Annotated in this window: 21 protein-coding genes; 6 read left to right on the plus strand and 15 right to left on the minus strand. The window is 71.0% G+C overall.

Features of this window, described 5'->3' with window-relative positions; translation table 11 throughout:
• Positions 1-156: 156 nt before the first annotated feature.
• From IE246_RS01095 to hisB, 8 genes are all read right to left on the minus strand, one after another.
• The gene (locus IE246_RS01095) at positions 157-1434 is read right to left on the minus strand and encodes a pentapeptide repeat-containing protein (RefSeq protein WP_189987058.1); all 1278 of its coding nucleotides are present in this window, start codon (positions 1432-1434) and stop codon (positions 157-159) included.
• 204 nt (positions 1435-1638) lie between these two features.
• Complete coding sequence (locus IE246_RS01100) at positions 1639-2007, minus strand: histidine triad nucleotide-binding protein (RefSeq protein ID WP_189987059.1); 369 nt, start codon at positions 2005-2007, stop codon at positions 1639-1641.
• 27 nt (positions 2008-2034) lie between these two features.
• A complete protein-coding gene (locus tag IE246_RS01105) occupies positions 2035-2388 on the minus strand; it encodes a phosphoribosyl-ATP diphosphatase (protein ID WP_189987060.1) in 354 nt (117 codons plus the stop codon).
• Positions 2388-3152 (minus strand): imidazole glycerol phosphate synthase subunit HisF, encoded by a 765-nt coding sequence (gene hisF / locus IE246_RS01110; protein WP_189987061.1) that lies wholly within the window; start codon positions 3150-3152, stop codon positions 2388-2390. The genes IE246_RS01105 and hisF overlap by 1 nt, the downstream gene beginning before the upstream one ends.
• On the minus strand, positions 3152-3883 hold the full coding sequence (gene hisA / locus IE246_RS01115) for a 1-(5-phosphoribosyl)-5-[(5-phosphoribosylamino)methylideneamino]imidazole-4-carboxamide isomerase (RefSeq protein WP_189987062.1): 732 nt from the start codon (positions 3881-3883) through the stop codon (positions 3152-3154). Before hisA ends, hisF begins: the two co-directional genes overlap by 1 nt.
• Positions 3880-4551 carry a GNAT family N-acetyltransferase gene (locus IE246_RS01120; RefSeq protein ID WP_308434470.1) on the minus strand — a complete coding sequence of 224 codons (672 nt, stop codon included), beginning with the start codon at positions 4549-4551 and terminating at the stop codon, positions 3880-3882. Before IE246_RS01120 ends, hisA begins: the two co-directional genes overlap by 4 nt.
• A complete protein-coding gene (hisH, locus tag IE246_RS01125; RefSeq protein WP_189987063.1) occupies positions 4548-5213 on the minus strand; it encodes an imidazole glycerol phosphate synthase subunit HisH in 666 nt (221 codons plus the stop codon). Before hisH ends, IE246_RS01120 begins: the two co-directional genes overlap by 4 nt.
• 60 nt (positions 5214-5273) lie before the next feature.
• A complete protein-coding gene (gene hisB / locus IE246_RS01130) occupies positions 5274-5873 on the minus strand; it encodes an imidazoleglycerol-phosphate dehydratase HisB (protein ID WP_189987064.1) in 600 nt (199 codons plus the stop codon).
• 181 nt (positions 5874-6054) lie between these two features.
• Between hisB and IE246_RS01135 the strand changes: the two genes are divergently transcribed.
• From IE246_RS01135 to hslU, 4 genes are all read left to right on the plus strand, one after another.
• Positions 6055-6300 (plus strand): antitoxin, encoded by a 246-nt coding sequence (locus IE246_RS01135; RefSeq protein ID WP_189987065.1) that lies wholly within the window; start codon positions 6055-6057, stop codon positions 6298-6300.
• On the plus strand, positions 6300-6698 hold the full coding sequence (locus IE246_RS01140) for a type II toxin-antitoxin system VapC family toxin (RefSeq protein ID WP_189987066.1): 399 nt from the start codon (positions 6300-6302) through the stop codon (positions 6696-6698). The genes IE246_RS01135 and IE246_RS01140 overlap by 1 nt, the downstream gene beginning before the upstream one ends.
• 80 nt (positions 6699-6778) lie before the next feature.
• Positions 6779-7339, plus strand: coding sequence for an ATP-dependent protease subunit HslV (hslV, locus tag IE246_RS01145; protein WP_189987067.1), 561 nt, complete (start codon positions 6779-6781; stop codon positions 7337-7339).
• A 14-nt stretch (positions 7340-7353) separates the two neighbouring features.
• The gene (gene hslU / locus IE246_RS01150) at positions 7354-8664 is read left to right on the plus strand and encodes an ATP-dependent protease ATPase subunit HslU (protein ID WP_189987068.1); all 1311 of its coding nucleotides are present in this window, start codon (positions 7354-7356) and stop codon (positions 8662-8664) included.
• A gap of 208 nt (positions 8665-8872) precedes the next feature.
• Here the strand turns inward: hslU and IE246_RS01155 are convergent, their stop codons facing one another.
• From IE246_RS01155 to IE246_RS01170, 4 genes are all read right to left on the minus strand, one after another.
• Positions 8873-9991 (minus strand): ABC transporter permease, encoded by a 1119-nt coding sequence (locus IE246_RS01155; protein WP_189987069.1) that lies wholly within the window; start codon positions 9989-9991, stop codon positions 8873-8875.
• Positions 9992-10006: 15 nt separating this feature from the next.
• Positions 10007-12751: a ribosome-associated ATPase/putative transporter RbbA gene (gene rbbA, locus IE246_RS01160; protein WP_189987070.1), complete on the minus strand. Its 2745-nt coding sequence runs from the start codon at positions 12749-12751 to the stop codon at positions 10007-10009.
• Entirely contained in the window at positions 12748-13740 is a 993-nt protein-coding gene (locus tag IE246_RS01165; protein ID WP_189987071.1) for an HlyD family secretion protein, read from the minus strand. Before IE246_RS01165 ends, rbbA begins: the two co-directional genes overlap by 4 nt.
• Positions 13741-13892: 152 nt before the next feature.
• Entirely contained in the window at positions 13893-14420 is a 528-nt protein-coding gene (locus IE246_RS01170) for a DUF2244 domain-containing protein (protein ID WP_189987072.1), read from the minus strand.
• Between the two features lie 112 nt (positions 14421-14532).
• Here IE246_RS01170 and nth point away from each other — a divergent pair, with 112 nt between their 5' ends.
• A complete protein-coding gene (gene nth, locus IE246_RS01175) occupies positions 14533-15174 on the plus strand; it encodes an endonuclease III (RefSeq protein ID WP_506054836.1) in 642 nt (213 codons plus the stop codon).
• A gap of 16 nt (positions 15175-15190) precedes the next feature.
• Here the strand turns inward: nth and IE246_RS01180 are convergent, their stop codons facing one another.
• The 3 genes from IE246_RS01180 to IE246_RS01190 all read right to left on the minus strand — a co-directional run bounded on the left by IE246_RS01180 (position 15191) and on the right by IE246_RS01190 (position 17080).
• A complete protein-coding gene (locus IE246_RS01180) occupies positions 15191-15631 on the minus strand; it encodes a hypothetical protein (protein ID WP_189987074.1) in 441 nt (146 codons plus the stop codon).
• Complete coding sequence (locus tag IE246_RS01185; protein WP_189987075.1) at positions 15628-16122, minus strand: bactofilin family protein; 495 nt, start codon at positions 16120-16122, stop codon at positions 15628-15630. The genes IE246_RS01180 and IE246_RS01185 overlap by 4 nt, the downstream gene beginning before the upstream one ends.
• 259 nt (positions 16123-16381) lie before the next feature.
• Positions 16382-17080, minus strand: a complete 699-nt coding sequence (locus tag IE246_RS01190; protein WP_189987076.1) for an EI24 domain-containing protein — start codon at positions 17078-17080, stop codon at positions 16382-16384.
• A 237-nt stretch (positions 17081-17317) separates the two neighbouring features.
• Between IE246_RS01190 and IE246_RS01195 the strand changes: the two genes are divergently transcribed.
• Entirely contained in the window at positions 17318-18307 is a 990-nt protein-coding gene (locus tag IE246_RS01195; protein ID WP_189987077.1) for an adenosine kinase, read from the plus strand.
• Positions 18308-18309: the final 2 nt, after the last annotated feature.

Consider the following 18309-nt stretch of genomic DNA (forward strand, 5'->3'; position numbering starts at 1 on the left):
TTACGGGCGGTTAGAGCGATTCCATAAGGTAATGTAGAACTTTAACGAAACACGCCCGAAGTTCGCGCTAAATTACAGCAAAATCGCAGGGAACCGCGACAACCCATTGAGAACCGGGAAGGGATCGCCGCCGGACCGCGAAGCGCGGGGTGCCGATCACTCCGCCGCGCTGGCCGCGGCACCGGCCGCCGACGAGGCGAGGCCGGTGGCGTCGGTCCAGGAGCACTCCACCATGTCGGCGCCGTTGAATCCGGCGTGGCTGAGGTCGGCGTGGTCGAATACCGTGCGGTGCAGCACCGCGCCGCCGAAGTCGACCTTGTCGGCCTTGACGCCGATCAGCGAGGCGCCGGTCAGGTCGGCCGGCCACTCGCGCTGGACCTCCAAGGTCGACGGCTTGAGGATCTGCATCGGTGTCAGCCGGGCATGGGTCAGGGTGGCGCCGTCCAGGCGGGCGGCTTTCAGGCGGGCGCCGCGCAGGTCGCTGCGCGACAGGTCGGCCCGCTCCAGGCTGGCCTCGGTCAGGTCGGCGAACCGCAGCGAGCATTGCCGCAGGTTGGCGCCGTCGAGCCTGGCACCGGCGAAGTCGGCGGCCGACAGGTCGGCCCCCGACAGGTCGATGCCCGACAGGTCGACACCCTTGAACGATGCGCGCGCGCCCTTCTTGCCGCCCGAACTGATCCAGGCGAAGTGGTCGATCACCTGCTGCTGGACCTCGGGGGCGGCCTTCTCGAGGCCCGTCGCGATCAGGCAGGCGGTCAGGTCGGCGCCCGACAGGTCGGCGCCGTCGAGGTTGCACGACCTGAGGTCGGAGCCGGTCAGGTCGGTGTCGGTCAGGACCGCGTCGGCGAAGTTCACGCCGCGCAGGTTCGAGCCGCGCAGGTCGCTGCCCTTGAACGAGGTCTTCGACAGGTCGGCGCGGCTGAGGTTGACGTCGCGCAGCACCGCCGACTGGAACTCGGCACCGGCGGCGACGATCGCCGACATGTTGGCGCCGGTCAGGTTGGTGCGCATGAACCTGGCGCTGGAGACGTCGGCCTTCGACAGGTTGGCGTTCTGCTCGATCGACCGGTTCATGTCGACGATCTTGGCGGGCCGCAGATCGGCGTCGGTCAGGTCGGCGGCCATCAGCTTGGCGCCCTTGAGGTTGGCGCCGCGCAGGTTGGCGTGCATCAGCTTGGCGCCGGCGAAGTCGGCCTTCTCCAGCTTGGCGGTCGAGAACTGCGCGCGCTCGAGGTTGCCGCCGGCGAAGTTGGAGCCGCGCAGGTCGGCGCCGGCAAACAGCGCATTGCGCAGGTCGGCCGCCGCCAGCATGGTGCCGCGCAGGGTCTTGTGGCGGAAATCCGCCTGCTGGCCGCCGGTGTACTGCTTCAGGTAGAGGCCGTGCTTGCGGACTGCCTCCGCCACGTCCCAGTCGAGATCCTGGCTCGGTCTCATCTCGTCCCCACCCGCGCGTTTTGCGCGTCCCGTGCCCAACCACGACATCTAGCGGTTAGGCAACCGGCGCCCACGATCCCTGGAGATCATGGGCATTTCATTAGGGAGTATGCAGACAAGGCGGCCGAAAAATCAAGGAAATCAAGGCTTTCCGGCATTTCCCTCAAATGCCGGAAGTCTCGGGACCGGGATCTGGCGGATCGCCTACTTGCCGGCCGGCTTGATCATCCGGCCGAGATCGGTGCCGGCGAACACGTGGACGTGGAGGTGCGGGACCTCCTGGCGGGCGTCGGCGCCGTTGTTCGCCAGGATCCGGTAGCCCGGCTCCTCGGCGCCCAGGTCGCGCGCCACCTTGCCGACGGCGCGCACGAAACCGACGATCTCGGCGTCGCTGGCCTTGGCCGAGAAATCGGCGAACGAGACGTACGCGCCCTTCGGGATCACCAGCACGTGGGTCGGGGTCTGCGGGTTGATGTCGTGGAAGGCGAGCGCGTGCTCGTCCTCATAGACCGTCTTGTTGGGGATCTCGCCGCGCAGGATCCGGGCGAAGATGTTGTTCGGATCGTAGGCCATGCCTCAGTTCCCTTTCCCTTGCGACTGCTACCCTTGGGTCTTGCGCGCCGCCTTCTCGGCGAGCCCGGAGGTGCCCTCGCGCCGCTCCAGCTCGGCCCAGACCGTCGCGGGCTCGACGCCGGCGGCCGCCCACAGCACGGTCAGGTGATACAGCAGGTCGGCGCTCTCGGCCGCCAGCTTGGCCGGATCGCCGCGCACCGCCTCGATCACCGTCTCGACCGCCTCTTCGCCCAGCTTCTGGGCGGCCTTCGCCGGGCCGGCGGCCAGCAGCTTGGCGGTGTAGCTGGTCGACGGGTCGGCGCCGCGGCGGGCCGCCACGGTGGCGGCCAGCCGGTCCAGGACGTGGCTGTCGCTCGCGCCCGCGTTGCTTCCGCCGGCCATCAGCGGTCTCCCCGAACCGGGACGCCGGCGGCGGCCAGGGCGGCCTTGGCCTCGGAGATCCGGAACGTACCGAAGTGGAAGATCGAGGCGGCCAGCACCGCGCTGGCGTGGCCGTCGCGCACGCCCTCGACCAGATGCTCCAGCGTGCCGACGCCGCCGGAGGCGATCACCGGCACCGGCACGGCGTCCGAGATCGCCCGGGTCAGCGGCAGGTCGAAGCCCTGCTTGGTGCCGTCCCGGTCCATCGAGGTCAGCAGGATCTCGCCGGCCCCATACTCGGCCATGCGCTGCGACCAGGCTATCGCGTCGATGCCGGTCGGCTCGCGGCCGCCATGGGTGAAGATCTCGAACCGGCCGGGTGCGGTCTGCTTGGCGTCGACCGCCACGGTGATGCACTGGCTGCCGAACTTGATCGCCGCCTCGCGCACGAATTCGGGGTTCTTCACCGCCGCGGTGTTGATCGACACCTTGTCGGCGCCGGCCAGCAGCAGCTTGCGGATGTCGTCGACCGTGCGCACCCCGCCGCCGACGGTCAGCGGCATGAAGCAGCGCGCGGCGGTGCGGGCGACCACGTCGAAGATCGTGGCCCGGTCCTCGTGGCTGGCGGTGATGTCCAGGAAGCACAGCTCGTCGGCGCCCTCGGCGTCGTACAGCGCCGCCTGCTCGACCGGGTCGCCGGCGTCCACCAGGTCGACGAAGTTGACGCCCTTGACCACCCGGCCGTCCTTGACGTCGAGGCAGGGGATCACCCGGATCTTCAGCATCAGGCGGCCTCCGCCAGAACCCGCGCCGCCTCGGCCGGGTCGACCCGGCCGTCGTACAGCGCCCGGCCGACGATGGCGCCGGCCACCCCGTCGCCGGCCAGCGTGGCGATCGCCTTGAGGTCGTCCAGGCTCGACACCCCGCCCGAGGCGATCACCGGGGTCGACAGCCGGCGCGCCAGGGCGCCGGTGGCGTCCAGGTTCGGACCCTGCAGGGCGCCGTCGCGGTCGATGTCGGTGAACACGATGGCGGCGACCCCGGCGTCCTCGAACTTCAGCGCCAGGTCGGTGGCGGTGATCTCGGCGGTCTCGGCCCAGCCCTCGACCGCGACCTTGCCGCCGCGGGCGTCGATGCCGACGGCGATCCGGCCCGGATGCGCCCGGCAGGCGGCGATCACCAGGTCGGGGTCGCGCAGCGCGACGGTGCCGAGCACCACCCGCGCCACCCCGGCCTCCAGCCAACGATCGATCCCGGCCCTGTCGCGGATGCCGCCGCCGAGCTGGACCGGGACGTCGACCGCGCCGAGGATCGCGCGCACCGCGTCGCCGTTGACCGGCCGGCCGGCGAACGCGCCGTCCAGGTCGACCACGTGGACCCAGGCGCAGCCGGCGTCGCGGAACGCCCGGGCCTGCGCCGCCGGGTCGTCGTTGTAGACCGTGGCGGCGTCCATCTCGCCGCGCAGCAGCCGCACGCACTGGCCGCCCTTCAGGTCGATCGCGGGATACAGGATCACGGCTGCTCCTCCGGCTTCGGGGCCGTCGCGACCGGGCGCAGCGGCAGAAGCTCCTTGTAGTAGAAGTAACCGCGCACGTAGCGGTCGCCGGCGAAGGCGTAGAACGGGTGCTCGCCGAACTTGACGTAGCCGAGGGTCTCGTACAGCCGGATCGCGGCGCGCTGGGTCTCGCGCACGTCCAGGTTCAGCACCCGGAACCCGGCGGCGCGCGCATGCTGTTCGGCGATCTCGATGAGCTGGCGCGCCAGGCCGTGGCCGCGCGACCACGGGGCCAGGAAGTTGGTGGTCAGGTTGCAGGCGAAGCCCTGGGCCTCGTTGTTGCGCGGCGGCTTCTGGATCTGGCAGGAGCCGGCGATCACGCCGTCCAGCCGGGCCACGAACAGCATCCGCTCGGGGATCAGCAGGACGCCCTTCCAGTAGGCCTCGAGGGTGTGGCGCGGCGGCGGCTTCAGCCAGCCGAACCCGCCGCCGTCGATGATCGCGGCCTCGGCGGCGTCGCACAGATCGTGCAGGTCGTTGCTGTTGAGCGCCTCGACCATTTCGACCGTCGGCACCGGCGGCGTCGGCAGCGGCAGGTCGCCGGTCAGGGCCGGGTGCTTGTTCGCCGGCTCGGCACTGGCGGTTTCCGGCGTGGCCTCCGACGGCGCGTTCTCGTTCCCGTCCTTCATGGCCTCCATCCGAGGAAGTTGGCGATCAGTCGCAATCCGGTGGCCTGGCTCTTCTCGGGGTGGAACTGCGTGCCGATCAGGTTGTCGCGTCCGACGATCGCGGTCACCGGCCCGCCGTAGTCGATGGTGGCGAGCCGCTGCGCCGGGTCGCGCAGGGTCATGGCGTAGGAGTGCACGAAGTAGGCGTGGTCGCCGTCGGCGATCCCGGCCAGCACCGGGTGTGCCCGGCCGGCCGGCTCCAGGCTCAGGTCGTTCCAGCCCATGTGCGGGATCTTGCGCGGCCGGCCGTCGGCCTCGGGGGCCGGCCGGACGATCTCGACGTCGCCGTCGATCCAGCCGAGGCCCTCGGAGGTGACGTGCTCGTAGCCGGCCGCCGCCATCAGCTGCATGCCGACGCAGATGCCGATGAACGGCACGCCGTCGCCGATCACCCGGGCGGCCAGCGCGTCGACCATGCCGTCGACCGCGAACAGGCCGCGCCGGCAGTCGGCGAACGCGCCGACGCCGGGCAGCACGATGCGGTCGGCGGTGCGCACGATTCCGGGGTCGTCGGTGACGACGATCCCGGTATGCGCGCCGGACTCGCGCGCCGCTCGCTCGAAGGCGTTGGCGGCCGACCTGAGGTTGCCGGAGCCGTAGTCGATGATCGCGGTGATGCCCATCGTGGTCGCCGTTCGGTCGTCCCGGACAGCGATCCGGGACCTGGGTCAGTGGGGCGCAGCTCAGTCGCTGCGGAGCGCCCCCTTGGTGGAGGGCACGGCGTCGGCCTTGCGGGGGTCGATCTCGACCGCCTCGCGCAGGGCGCGTGCCAGGCCCTTGTAGCAGGTTTCGACGATATGGTGGGTGTTCTCGCCCTTCAGGCTGTCGACGTGCAGGGTCGCGCCGGCGGCCTGGGCGAAGGCGCGGAACCACTCCTTGAACAGCTCGGTGTCCATGTCGCCGAGCTTCTGGGTCGGCATCGGCACGTCCCACGACAGGAACGGCCGGCCCGACAGGTCGATCGCCACCCGGGTCAGGGCCTCGTCCATCGGCAGCAGGCAGGCGCCGTAGCGGGTGATGCCCTTGCGCTCGCCGAGTGCCTTGGCGACCGCCGCGCCGACCACGTAGCCGCTGTCCTCGGTGGTGTGGTGGAAGTCGATGTGCAGGTCGCCCTCGGCGCGCAGTGTCAGGTCGATCAGCGAATGCCGTGACAGCTGCTCCAGCATGTGGTCCAGGAAGCCGATGCCGGTCTTCACGTCGTAGACGCCGGTGCCGTCCAGGTCGACGGTCCCGGAAATCCGGGTCTCGGCGGTGTTGCGCTCGACGGTCGCTGTTCGGGCCATGCCGGTCTCCTCGAGGAGTCGCCTCGGGCAGAGGACGGCGCGACGTTTACCAGCGACCGGCGCGGCAGGGAAGGGTTTGGGGAAAAGCACCCTGGCGGTTCGTTGTGGGTTCTTGAGGATCGCGGAACAGGGATGATATATCCATATGATACATATCACGCTTCATGAGCGGGAGACCGAGATGCCGACGGCGAAGGTATTCTGGTCCGGCCGGTCGCAGGCGGTACGGCTTCCCAAGGCCTTCCGCTTCGACACCGAGGAAGTCCGCATCCGACGGCACGGTGCGGCGGTCGTCCTCGAGCCGATCCCGGCCGATTGGGGCTGGCTCGACGCCCTGGCCGGACCGCTCGACGCCGACTTCCGTGAAGCCGCGGAAGAGCAGCCGGAGAGGCAGGAGCGACCGGAACTGGACGGGTTGTTCCGCTGATGCGCTACCTGCTCGACACCAACGCCGTGATCGCCCTGCTGAACGATCCGGCTGGACGGGTGTCGCAGCGGGCGCGGCAGCACACGCCGGCGGACATCGGCCTGCCGGCGATCGTCGCGCACGAGCTGTATTTCGGTGCGTTCCGGAGCCGGCGGCAGGAGCGCAACGTGGCGATCGTCGACGGCCTGCAGTTCGAAACCGTCGGCTTCGACCGGGAGGATGCCCGCCACGCCGGCGAGGTGCGGGCGGCGCTGGCGGCGGCCGGCACGCCGATCGGCGCCTACGACGTGCTGATCGCCGGGCAGGCGCGGTCGCGCGATCTCGTGCTCGTGACCCGCAACGCGCGCGAGTTCGACCGCGTAGCGGGGCTGCGGGTCGAGGACTGGGAGGCAGCCTGACGGCGGCGGCATACCCTCGCGCTTGATCCCCGGCGCCCGATCCTTACATTCCGCGGACGTTCACCCACCGACGGTTCGCCATGACCGACACTTCCGACTCCCGCTCCGCCGCGCCCTGGCACGGCACCACCATCCTGTCGGTGCGCAAGGACGGCCGCGTCGTGGTCGCCGGCGACGGCCAGGTCACCTTCGGCAACACCGTGATCAAGGCCGGCGCCCGCAAGGTGCGGCGGCTGGCCGGCGGCCAGGTGATCGCCGGGTTCGCCGGGGCGACGGCCGACGCCTTCACCCTGTTCGAGCGGCTGGAGGCCAAGCTGGAGCAGCATCCGGGCCAGCTCATGCGGGCCTGCGTCGAGCTCGCCAAGGACTGGCGCACCGACCGCTACCTGCGCCGGCTGGAGGCGATGATGGCGGTGGTCGACGCCGACGTGTCGCTGATCCTGTCCGGCACCGGCGACGTGCTGGAGCCCGAGGACGGGCTGATCGGCATCGGCTCCGGCGGTGCCTTCGCGCTGGCGGCCGCCCGGGCGCTGGCCGACCGGCCGGACATGGATGCCGAGGCGATCGCCCGCAAGGCCATGGGCATCGCCGCCGACATCTGCATCTACACCAACGACCGCGTCACCCTCGAAGCCCTGTAACTGGGGGAACCCCGATGACCGCCTTCTCCCCCCGCGAGATCGTCTCCGAGCTCGACCGGTTCATCGTCGGCCAGGCCGACGCCAAGCGCGCCGTCGCCATCGCGCTGCGCAACCGCTGGCGCCGCCAGCAGCTGCCGGAGGCGCTGCGCCAGGAGATCCTGCCGAAGAACATCCTGATGATCGGCCCGACCGGCGTCGGCAAGACCGAGATCGCACGCCGGCTGGCGCGGCTGGCCGAGGCGCCGTTCATCAAGGTCGAGGCCACCAAGTTCACCGAGGTCGGCTATGTCGGCCGGGACGTCGAGTCGATCGTCCGCGACCTGGTCGAGGCGGCGATCGGCATGACCCGCGAGCGCATGCGCCGCGAGGTCCACGCCAAGGCCGAGCTGGCCGCCGAGGAGCGCGTAGTCGACGCCCTGGTCGGCCAGAACGCCAGCGCCGACACCCGCCAGAAGTTCCGCAAGTTGCTGCGCGAGGGCGCGCTGGCCGAGCGCGAGATCGAAATCGAGGTCAGCGGCGGCGCCCCGCAGGGCATGCCGACCTTCGACATCCCCGGCATGCCGGGCGCCCAGATGGGCATGATCGACCTCGGCGACATGCTCGGCAAGGCGTTCGGCGGCCAGAAGCGCAAGCGCCGGATGACGGTGGCGAGCTCCTACGAGATCCTGGTCAAGGAGGAGGCCGACAACCTGCTGGACCAGGAGACGGTGACCCGCGCCGCCATCGAGTCGGTCGAGCAGAACGGCATCGTGTTCCTCGACGAGATCGACAAGATCGCCCGTACCGAGGAGCGCCGCGGCGGCGACGTCAGCCGCGAGGGCGTGCAGCGCGACCTGCTGCCGCTGATCGAAGGCACCACGGTCGCCACCAAGCATGGCCCGGTGAAGACCGACTTCGTGCTGTTCATCGCCTCCGGCGCCTTCCATTTGGCCAAGCCGTCCGACCTGCTGCCGGAGCTGCAGGGCCGGCTGCCGATCCGGGTCGAGCTGAATGCGCTGACCCGCGACGACTTCCGGCGCATCCTGACCGAGCCGGAGGCCAGCCTGGTGACCCAGTACAAGGCGCTGCTCGGCACCGAGGGCCTGACCCTGGTGTTCACCGAGGACGCCATCGACGCGCTCGCCGACATGGCGGTCGAGATCAACCGCAGCGTCGAGAACATCGGCGCCCGGCGGCTGCACACGGTGCTGGAGAAGCTGCTGGAGGAGATCAGCTTCACCGCCTCCGACCGCACCGGCGACACCGTCACGGTCGACGCCGAGCTGGTCCGCAGCCGGGTCGGCGAGCTGGCCAAGGACGCCGACCTCAGCCGGTTCATCCTGTAGGGCCGGGCGCTATCCGCCCGTCGCTTCGCGGGTTCCGGATCGACCGCGACGAGGGCGTCGCGTCCGCCCGGAATGACGACAATCGAACGGGAGGTTTCCCTCCCTGTCGTCATTCCGGAGCGGCCCGACGAAGGCGGGACGCATCCGGAACCCACCGGCTGCCCCGTCGCTCGATCAACCCGAAGGAGAGGCGGCGGCCCTCGAAGGGCTACCCCATCGCGGCGATGCTGCGGCGGAACCGGGCGGCGGCGAACGCGAAAAACAGCCCGGCGATGCCCAGGGTCGCGGCGAATTGCGGCCACACCGCCTCGAAGCCGGCGCCGCGGTACAGGATGGCCTGGGCGAACGCCACGTAGTGGGCCGACGGCACCGCCTGCATCAGGGTCTGCAGGGTCTCGGGCTGGCTCTCGATCGGGGTGTTGCCGCCCGACAGCATGTTCATCGGCAGCGCCACCAGGATGAACAGCAGCCCGAACTGCGGCATCGACCGCGCCAGGGTCGCCAGGAAAATTCCCAGGCTGGTCGAGAACAGCAGGTAGAGCGCGGTGCCGGCCAGGAACAGCGGCACCGAGCCGGCGACCTCGACCGCCAGCAGCCGCTCGATCACCACCCACAGGCTGACCGCCACCGCGATCAGGATCACCAGCCCGCTGGCCCAGACCTTGGCCAGCATGATCTGCATCGGGGTCAGCGGCATCACCAGCAGGTGCTCGATGGTGCCGTGCTCGCGCTCGCGGATGAACGCCGCCCCGGTCAGCACGATCGACAGCATGGTGACGTTCTGGATCAGCGTCATCACGCTGGTGAACCAGGCGGATTCCAGGTTCGGGTTGAAGTCGATGCGCACGGTCAGGTCGACCGGGGGGGCGCCGCCGTCGATGTTCAGGTAACCGGCGATCTCCTGGGCGACGATCCGGGTGATGTAGGCGCGGCCGATGCCGGCCTGCATCGAGGCGGTGGCGTCGATCTCCAGCAGCAGGCTCGGCCGGTTGCCGGCCAGCACGTCGGCCTCGAAGCGCGGCGGAAACACCAGAACGAAGGTGTAGCGGCCGCTGTCCATGCCCGCATCGATCTCGTCGAAGTCGATCAGCACCGGCGGCTTGAACTGCGGCGGCAGCAGCGCCTGGCGGATCCGGGTCGAGAGCTGCGAGCGGTCCTGGTCGACCACCGCGACCGACGCGTTCCGCAGGTCCTGGGGGACGCCGTTGGCGGCGGTGTAGATCGCCAGGCTGAACGCCCAGACGATCAGGCCGATCATCACCGGGTCGCGCCGCAGGCTGCGCAGTTCCTTGACCCCCAGGTGGAAGATCGCGCGCAGTCGCTGCATGGCCGCGCTCCGCGCTCAGCGATCCTGGCCGCGCAGCAGCAGCACCGCCGCGACCAGCAGGATCGGGAAGAACAGCGCCAGGGCCGCGAACTGCGGCAGCAGGTCGACGAACCCCAGGGCCTTGGTGAAGGTGCCGACGCTGATCTTCATGAAATAGGTGGCCGGGAACAGCGTCCCGATCACCTGGGCGCCGCCCTGCAGGGACGAGACCGGCTGCAGCAGGCCGGAGAACTGCACGGTCGGCACCGCGGTCAGGATCGCCGTCCCGAACAGCGCGGCGACCTGGGTGCGGGTGAAGGTCGACATCAGCAGCCCGATCCCGGTGGTCGCCAGCACGTAGATCAGGGCGCCGGCGACCAGGGTCGGGAAGCTGCCGCGCACCGGCACCCCGAACACCAGGGTGGCGATCGCCACCATCACCAGGAAGTTGACCATGGCGATCGCCACGTAGGGCAGCTGCTTGCCGAGCAGGAACTCCAGCCGGGTCACCGGGGTGACGTACAGGTTGGTGATCGACCCCATCTCCTTCTCCCGCACGACCCCGACCGCGGTCAGGATCGCCGGGATGAACACCAGCAGCAGCGCCAGGTTGGACGGCGCCATGGCGTTGATGCTGCGGAAGTCCTGGTTGTAGCGGAACCGAGCCTGGATCTCGGCGACGTCGACCGGCAGCCTGGCGCCGCTGGCGCGCCGGGCGAGGTCGTCCAGGTAGGTGACCTCCAGCCCCTGGACGTAGCCCCGGATGGTCTCGGCCCGGAACGGCATGCTGCCGTCGATCCACACCCCGATCTCGGGAATCCGGCCGCGCTGCAGGTCGCGCCCGAAGCCGGGCGGGATCTCGATGGCGAGCGCGAGGTCGCCGCGCATCAGCCGCCGGTCGATGTCGGCGTGGTCGGCCAGCGGCGGCTGCTCGACGAAGTAGCGCGAGCCGCGGAAGCCCTCGAGCACGGTCCGGCTCTCGGCGCTGCGGTCGCCGTCGAGCACCGCGTAGTTCAGGCGCTCGATGTCGTAGGAGATACCGTAACCGAACACCAGCATCAGGAAGGCGGTGCCGAGCAGCGAGAACGCCAGCCGAACCGGGTCGCGCATGACTTCCAGGGCCTCGCGCAGGCTGTAGGCGTAGAGCCGCCGCCAGGCACTGGTCCCGCTGTCGATCGACCGCACGGCATCGGCCGCCCCGGTCGCGGCAGGCGGCCCCGGGGCCGCCGGGGCGGGCTCGGGGCTGGCCTCGAGCAACCGGGCGATGAAGGCGTCCTCGAGGCTGTCGGCGCCGGCCGACCGGCGGATCGCCTCGGGGGTGTCGCAGGCGAGCACCCGGCCGTCGTGCATCAGCGCCACCCGGTCGCAGCGCGCCGCCTCGTTCATGAAGTGGGTGGACACGAAGATCGTCACCCCGCGCTCGCGCGACAGCGCGGCCAGCAGCCGCCAGAACCGGTCGCGGGCCAGCGGGTCGACGCCGGAGGTCGGCTCGTCGAGGATCAGGATCTCCGGCTCGTGGATCACCGCCACCGCCAGCGACAGCCGCTGGCGCACGCCGAGCGGCAGCTCGTCCGGCAGCTTGTCGAGCACGTCCCGCAGCCCGAAATGCTCGATCTCGGCGGCGGTCCGCTGCTCGCGGTGGCGGTCGTCGAGCCCGAACAGCCGGGCGTGCAGGTCGAGGTTCTGGGCGACCGTCAGTTCGCCGTACAGCGAGAAGCTCTGCGACATGTAGCCGACCCGCCGCCGGGTCTCGAGGCCGCCGGCCCCGGCCCCGCCGTTGCCGACCGGGCGGCCCAGCACGAAGGCCTCGCCCTCGGTCGCCGGCAGCAGGCCGGTCAGCATCTTCATGGTGGTGGTCTTGCCGCAGCCGTTCGAGCCGAGGAACCCGAAGATCTCGCCGCGCTCGATCTCGAACTCGACGTGGTCGACCGCGGTGAAGTCGCCGAATCGGCGGGTCAGGCCGCGCGCCACGATCACCGGCGTGGCGTGCGCCTCGGGCCGCGGCGGGATCACCAGCGGGACCGCGTCGCCGCGCTGGTCCTCCGGCAGCAGGGCGATGAAGGCGGCCTCCAGGCTGTCGGTCCCGGTGCGCGCCCGCAGCTCGGCCGGCGTACCGGTGGCCAGCACCGCCCCGTCGTGCACGGCGACCAGGTCGGCGAACCGCTCCGCCTCGTCCATGTACGCGGTTGAGGCCAGCACGGTCATGCCGGGCCGGCCGGCGCGCATACGGTCGATCAGCTCCCAGAACTGCCGGCGCGACAGCGGGTCGACGCCGGTGGTCGGCTCGTCGAGGATCAGCAGGTCCGGGTCGTGGATCAGCGCGCAGCACAGGCCGAGCTTCTGGCGCATGCCGCCCGACAGGTGGCCGGCCCGCCGATCGGGGTACGGGTCCAGGCCGGTGGCCGCCAGCAGGTCGGCGATCCTCGCTTCCCGCTCGGCCCGGGCGAGCCCGAACAGCCGGCCGAAGAACGCCAGGTTCTCGTGCACGCTGAGCTCGGCGTACAGGTTCCGGCCGAGCCCCTGTGGCATGTAGGCGATGCGCGGGCAGACCGCCCGGCGGTGGCGGTCGTCGGCCAGGTCGCCGCCCAGCACCTCGACCCGCCCTCGCTGGATGCGACGGGCCCCGGCGATCAACCCCAGCAGCGTCGACTTGCCGACGCCGTCCGGGCCGATGATCCCCACGGTGCCGCCGGCCGGCAGCTCGAGGTCGACGTCGCGCAGCGCGGTGACGGAGCCGTAGCGGTGGCCGACCCGGCGCAGGCGGACGGCCGGGGCGGTCATCGGTCGGCCGGCGGCAGCCGGACGGCAAGGTTCTCCGGCCATTCGGCATCCGGCGCCAGCAGGACGTAGGCGTCGCCCGGGAGCCCCGGCTTGACCCGCTCGGCGTACTGCCGCAGCAGCTCCGGGGCGATCCGGAGCTTGACCCGGAACATCAGCTTGTCGCGCTCGCTGCGGGTCTCGACCTCGCGCGGCGTGAACTGCGCGGTGTCGGCGACGAAGCCGACCCTGGCCGGGAACACGTACTCCGGCGCGGCATTCAGGACGATCCGCGCCTCCGAGCCGATCGCCAGCCGACCGGCCTCGAGGGTCGGCAGGAAGATCGTCATGGTCACGTCGGTCAGGTCGGCGATGGTCAGCACCCGGCCGCCGGCGGCCAGCACCTCGCCGGGCTCGGCCAGCCGGTACTGCACCCGGCCGGCGCGCGGCGCCCGCAGCACGGTGTCGTCGAGCTGCGCCTGGATCCGCTCGACCTCGGCCTGGTCGGCCTCCTCGGCGCGCTCGGCGGCGGCCTTGCGGGCCCGGGCGGCACGCAGACCGGCGGCCAGGCTGTCGCGCTCGGCGCGGCGCTGGTCGACGCGCTCCTGGGCGGTGTGGCCACTCGCCAGCAGCTCGGTCGCCCGCTCCAGTTCGCGCTCGGCGAACCGCAGCAGGCTGGTCTTCTCGACGATCTGCGCCTCGGCCTCGGCCTTGTCCTCGCCGGCCTGCGCCAACTCGGCCCTGGCCCGGGCCAGGCTGGCCTGCAGCTCGCGGGAATCCATCACCGCCACGATCTGCCGGGCCTCGACGGTATCGCCCTCCTGCACCCTGACCTCGACCACCCGGCCGGCGCTCTTCGAGGCGACGTGCACGATCTCCGCCTCGATCCGGCCGTTGCCGACGGCGATGTCCTCGGGCAGCCGCGACCGGCCGTCCCACCAGGCGTAGCCGCCGGCGGCCAGCAGGGCGACGACCGCCAGGACTGAAAGGATCGGCCGGATGGGAACCTTCATCGTCGCACTCGCTCTCGACGGGCCGTGATGCCGCACTGCAGCGGAGCGCGGACGATCCGCCGTAGCATCGGTCCGCGCATTGAGCGAGGTCAACGGCACCCGTCCGTCGAGACGCGGCAGCCCAGCCCGTACGCGGCAGCGGATCGCAGTCGTCAGTGCGGCTGGACGGCGGCCGGCGGCCGGCGCGCCTGGTCCAGGGCGCGGCGCAGGGCGCGGGCCAGGTCGAGCTTCTCGTCGGGGGTCAGGAAGCCGCCGATCTCCAGCCGCCGCCCGTGGGTGCGCAGCGTCAGCCGGCTGTCGCGGCGCGGCGGGTCGTCCATGTCGACCGCCAGCCAGTAGGGCTGCAGGGTGGCGCTTCGCCGGCGGCCGCGGGGGTCGACCTTGGTGATCTCCAGCGCCGCCGTCGTCAGCCGGACCGTTTCGTAGGCCCTGGCCGCCCGGTAGTTCAGCCGGAACGCCACATACACGATCAGGACGTCGAGCCCGAGGAAGCCGACCACCGGCCAGGCGCCGCTCAGGTAGAAGACCAGCCCGACGGTGAACGAGCAGGCGATCAGCACCGCCATCAGCACCAGGAACCCTGTCGGGCCCAGGCTGCGATGCGGATACACCACGACGTCGAGCAACGGCCGGGCATCGGCCGGCGCCGCGTCGGAGGAGGCGGGCGGCGAGAGGCTCATGGCGCAGATATGCGCCCTCCGGGGCCGCAGGTCAAAGCGGCTGGACATCGCCGGGCGCCTCGGCATCCTCTAGCGGCCCGACCGACAGCGAGAGCGCGCCATGGCCCGACGCATGACCAACGCCCAGGTGGAAGGCTTCTTCGCCGCCCTGGAGGCCGCCAACCCGGAGCCGGAGGGCGAGCTGGAGTACGTCAACCCGTTCACCCTGCTGGTCGCGGTGGTGCTGTCGGCGCAGGCGACCGACACCGGGGTGAACAAGGCCACGGCCAAGCTGTTCCCGATCGCCGACACGCCGCAGAAGATGCTGGCGCTCGGCGAGGACGGCGTGCGCGAGCACATCAAGACCATCGGCCTGTTCAACGCCAAGGCGAAGAACGTGGTCGCGCTGTGCGCCAGGCTGATCGCCGAGCACGGCGGCGAGGTGCCGCGCGACCGCGAGGCCCTGGAGGCGCTGCCGGGGGTCGGCCGCAAGACCGCCAACGTGGTGCTCAACACCGCCTTCGGCGAGCCGACGATCGCCGTCGATACCCATCTGTTCCGGGTCGCCAACAGAACCGGCATGGCGCCGGGCAAGACCCCGCTGGCGGTCGAGAAGGCGCTGCTGAAGCGGGTCCCGCCGCGCTTCCTGCGGCACGCCCACCACTGGCTGATCCTGCACGGGCGCTACATCTGCAAGGCGCGCAAGCCGGCATGCCCGCGCTGTGTGGCGCGGGCGTTCTGCAACTATCCGGACAAGACCGAGGAGCCGGCCTGAGAGAGGGCGGTCGCCCTCAGCTGGTGGCGGCCTCCTGCCGCTGGTTGACGATCAGGTCGCCGAGGCAGCTGCTGGGTTCCGCGACGGCGGCCAGCCGCAGGCCGCGGACCTCGTAGTGGACCAGCCGGAGGCCGGCGGTCGACTTGTACCAGAACAGGTCCATCACGCAGGCGCCGGCGTGGTACTGCCAGACCGTGGCGCCGCCCTCGCGCCGGACGTAGTCGGGCATCCCGATCAGCCGGGCGACCCCGTCAGGGTCGAGGCCGCGCAGCCGATCGGGGTTGCGTTCCGCCTCGCTCGGTGGCGCCGTCACCACGGCCGTGCCGGTCGACGCCGGCCGGACCGGGCCGGCGGCGGGCCGCGACGCGGCCTGCGGCCCAGGCGCCGGCGTGGTCACGCAGCCGGCCAGCACCAAGGCCGCCGCGGCGGCGGTCAACGCACCGAGCAGTCGGTTCATTCGGCCACCGTCGCCTTCGGTTCGCCGATCGCCTGGACGTCCTTGATCGGCTCGTCGAGCGGGCCGGTGTCGCCCTTGATCACGCCGCCGAGCTCGACCTCGAGCTGGCCGAACCGCACGGTCCCGACGATCCGGCCGGTGCTCTTCACGGTCAGCTTGTCGCGCGCCGTCAGGGTGCCCTCGAACAGGCCCGCGATGACCGCTTCCTCGATCTGCACCTTGCCGCGGAAGGTGCCGCTGTCGGTCACCTCCAGCATCTGGCTCTGCTCGAGGGTCGCCTCGACGGTGCCTTCGACCACCAGCACGTCGCAGGCCGTGATCTCGCCGGCCAGCGAGATGTCGCGGCCGACCAGCAGGCGCTTGCTCTCGACGTTGGCGCGCGGCGTCGGCTTGCGGACCGGGGTGCCGGCGATGTTGTCGACGGCGGCGCGGCGCGGGATCTCGGGAACGATGCCGCCGCTCGGCGGCTTGGACGTCGGCTGGGTCGACATGTCGGGGCCTTTCGTGGTTTCCGGCGTGGGCTTGTCGGGGCTCGAGTCGCTTCCGGTGGCGGCGTTGTCGGAAACCAGGGTCGGACCCTTGGCTTCCGCCGGACCGGCCTTCCAGCCACCCGCCAGTGATGCCTCATTTCGCGATGCGGACTCAATGGGTTTGCGGCGCCCGAACATATTTTAATCTCCTTTGGAAACCCGTCGCCCTAACCACCTGCCATATCGAGATTATCCTTGAACGGTGCTAAATCGCAACAGGTCAATGCGGCGTTGCACGAATTTCCCCGCCCGGGACGCCCCGGTGGCGCAGCCGTTCGAACTCGTGCAGGGCGAAGGCGGTGGCCAGGACCGGGGTCGCGAGATTGAGCACCGGAATCGTGGTCAAGACCGCGATCGCCACCCCGGCCGTGAACAGAGCGCCTTGATTCTGCTTGCGGAACGCCTTGACGCCGGAGCGGTCGTAGCGCCGCAGCGCGACCATCTCGGCGTATTCGCGGCCCAGCAGGTAGCCGTTCAGCCCGTAGAACAGCAGGAGATTGAGGCCGGGAAGCAGCAGGTAGAGCGGCAGGACCAGCAGGTTCAGGCCGATCGACACCGCCGCGAACTGCAGCGAATCGGCGAGAATCTCCCCGATCGTCTGGTGCCGGGCGGCCCCGAGGCCGGGATAGTGCCGGGCCTCGACGGCTTCGGCGACGCTGTCGGCGAACAGCCCGCTGATCACCTGCACCATGCCGGGGAAGAACAGGAAGGCCAGGACCACGGTGACGATCGCGCCGGTGACGCTGAGCGTGCCATCCAGCCAGTCGATGCCGGTCGCCTGCAGGGCGTCGATGCCGGCGCCGACCGCGATCGCCAGCGCCAGGATCAGCCCGAGCGTCGCGGCGACCGCGATCGCCAGCACGCCGCGCAGCCGGGGATCGCCGAGTTGGCCCAGCGTTCGCGCGATGGACTGGAACATCCAAACCTCCGATGGCTTCGGTCGGTGCGGAATAACCATGCCGCCCGCCCGGCCGCAAGGGCGCTCGCCGCGTGGCGCGCGCCCGAACGCGCCGATCCGCAGGCGGGCAGCGGGCGAAATCGACCGGCCGGCCGGGGGCCGGGTTCCCCTGCGCCGCTGGCGCCGCTAGATTGGCGCCGCCGCGGCCGGGCCATCGGCCCCCGGCCGGGCGATCCCCCGGGACCCTGGAGGAACTGAATGCCGAAGAGTCTGGATGTCGTCGCGATCGGCAATGCGATCGTCGACGTGATCGCCCGCATCGACGATGCGTTTCTCGAAACCCACGGCGTCGAGCGCGGCGCCATGACGCTGATCGACACCGCGCGCAGCGACGCGCTGTACGACGCCATGCCGCCGGGACTGGAGGTTTCCGGCGGCTCGGCCGGCAACACCGCCGCCGGGCTGGCGGCGCTGGGAGCCCGCACCGGCTACGTCGGCAAGGTCAGCGACGACACGCTGGGCAAGGTGTTCCGGCACGACATCACCGCCCAGGGCGTGCGCTTCGAGACCGCGCCGGCGGCCGACGGCCCGCCGACGGCGCGCTGCCTGGTACTGGTCACGCCGGACGCCCAGCGCTCGATGAACACCTATCTCGGCGCCTGCGTGAACCTGACGCCGGACGACATCGACCCGGCGATGATCGCCGACGCCCAGGTGGTCTACCTCGAGGGCTATCTGTGGGATCCGCCGCAGGCCAAGGAGGCGTTCCTGAAGGCGGCCAGGATCGCCCACGAGACCGGCGGCAAGGTCGCGCTCAGCCTGTCCGACCCGTTCTGCGTGGACCGCCACCGCAAGGAGTTCCAGGAGCTGGTGCGGCACCACGTCGACATCCTGTTCGCCAACGAGCACGAGATCGTCTCGCTGTTCGAGACCGACAGCTTCGACGAGGCCCTCCAGAAGGTGCGTTTCGAAGTCGAAACGGCGGCCCTGACCCGCAGCGAGAAGGGCTCGGTGGTGATGCACCGGGACGAGGTCCACGTGCTCGACGCCGAGAGGGCCGAGCGGGTTGTCGACAGCACCGGCGCCGGCGACCTGTACGCCGCCGGCTTCCTGTACGGCTACACCCAGGGCCGGGACGTCGCCAGCTGCGGGCGGCTCGGCGGGCTGTGCGCCGCCGAGGTGATCTCGCACTACGGCGCCCGCCCGGAGGCCGACCTGAAGGCGCTGGTGGCGAAGACGCTCGGCTGAGG

The sequence above is a fragment of the Thalassobaculum fulvum genome (assembly GCF_014652915.1).
GTDB classification, from domain to species: domain Bacteria; phylum Pseudomonadota; class Alphaproteobacteria; order Thalassobaculales; family Thalassobaculaceae; genus Thalassobaculum_A; species Thalassobaculum_A fulvum.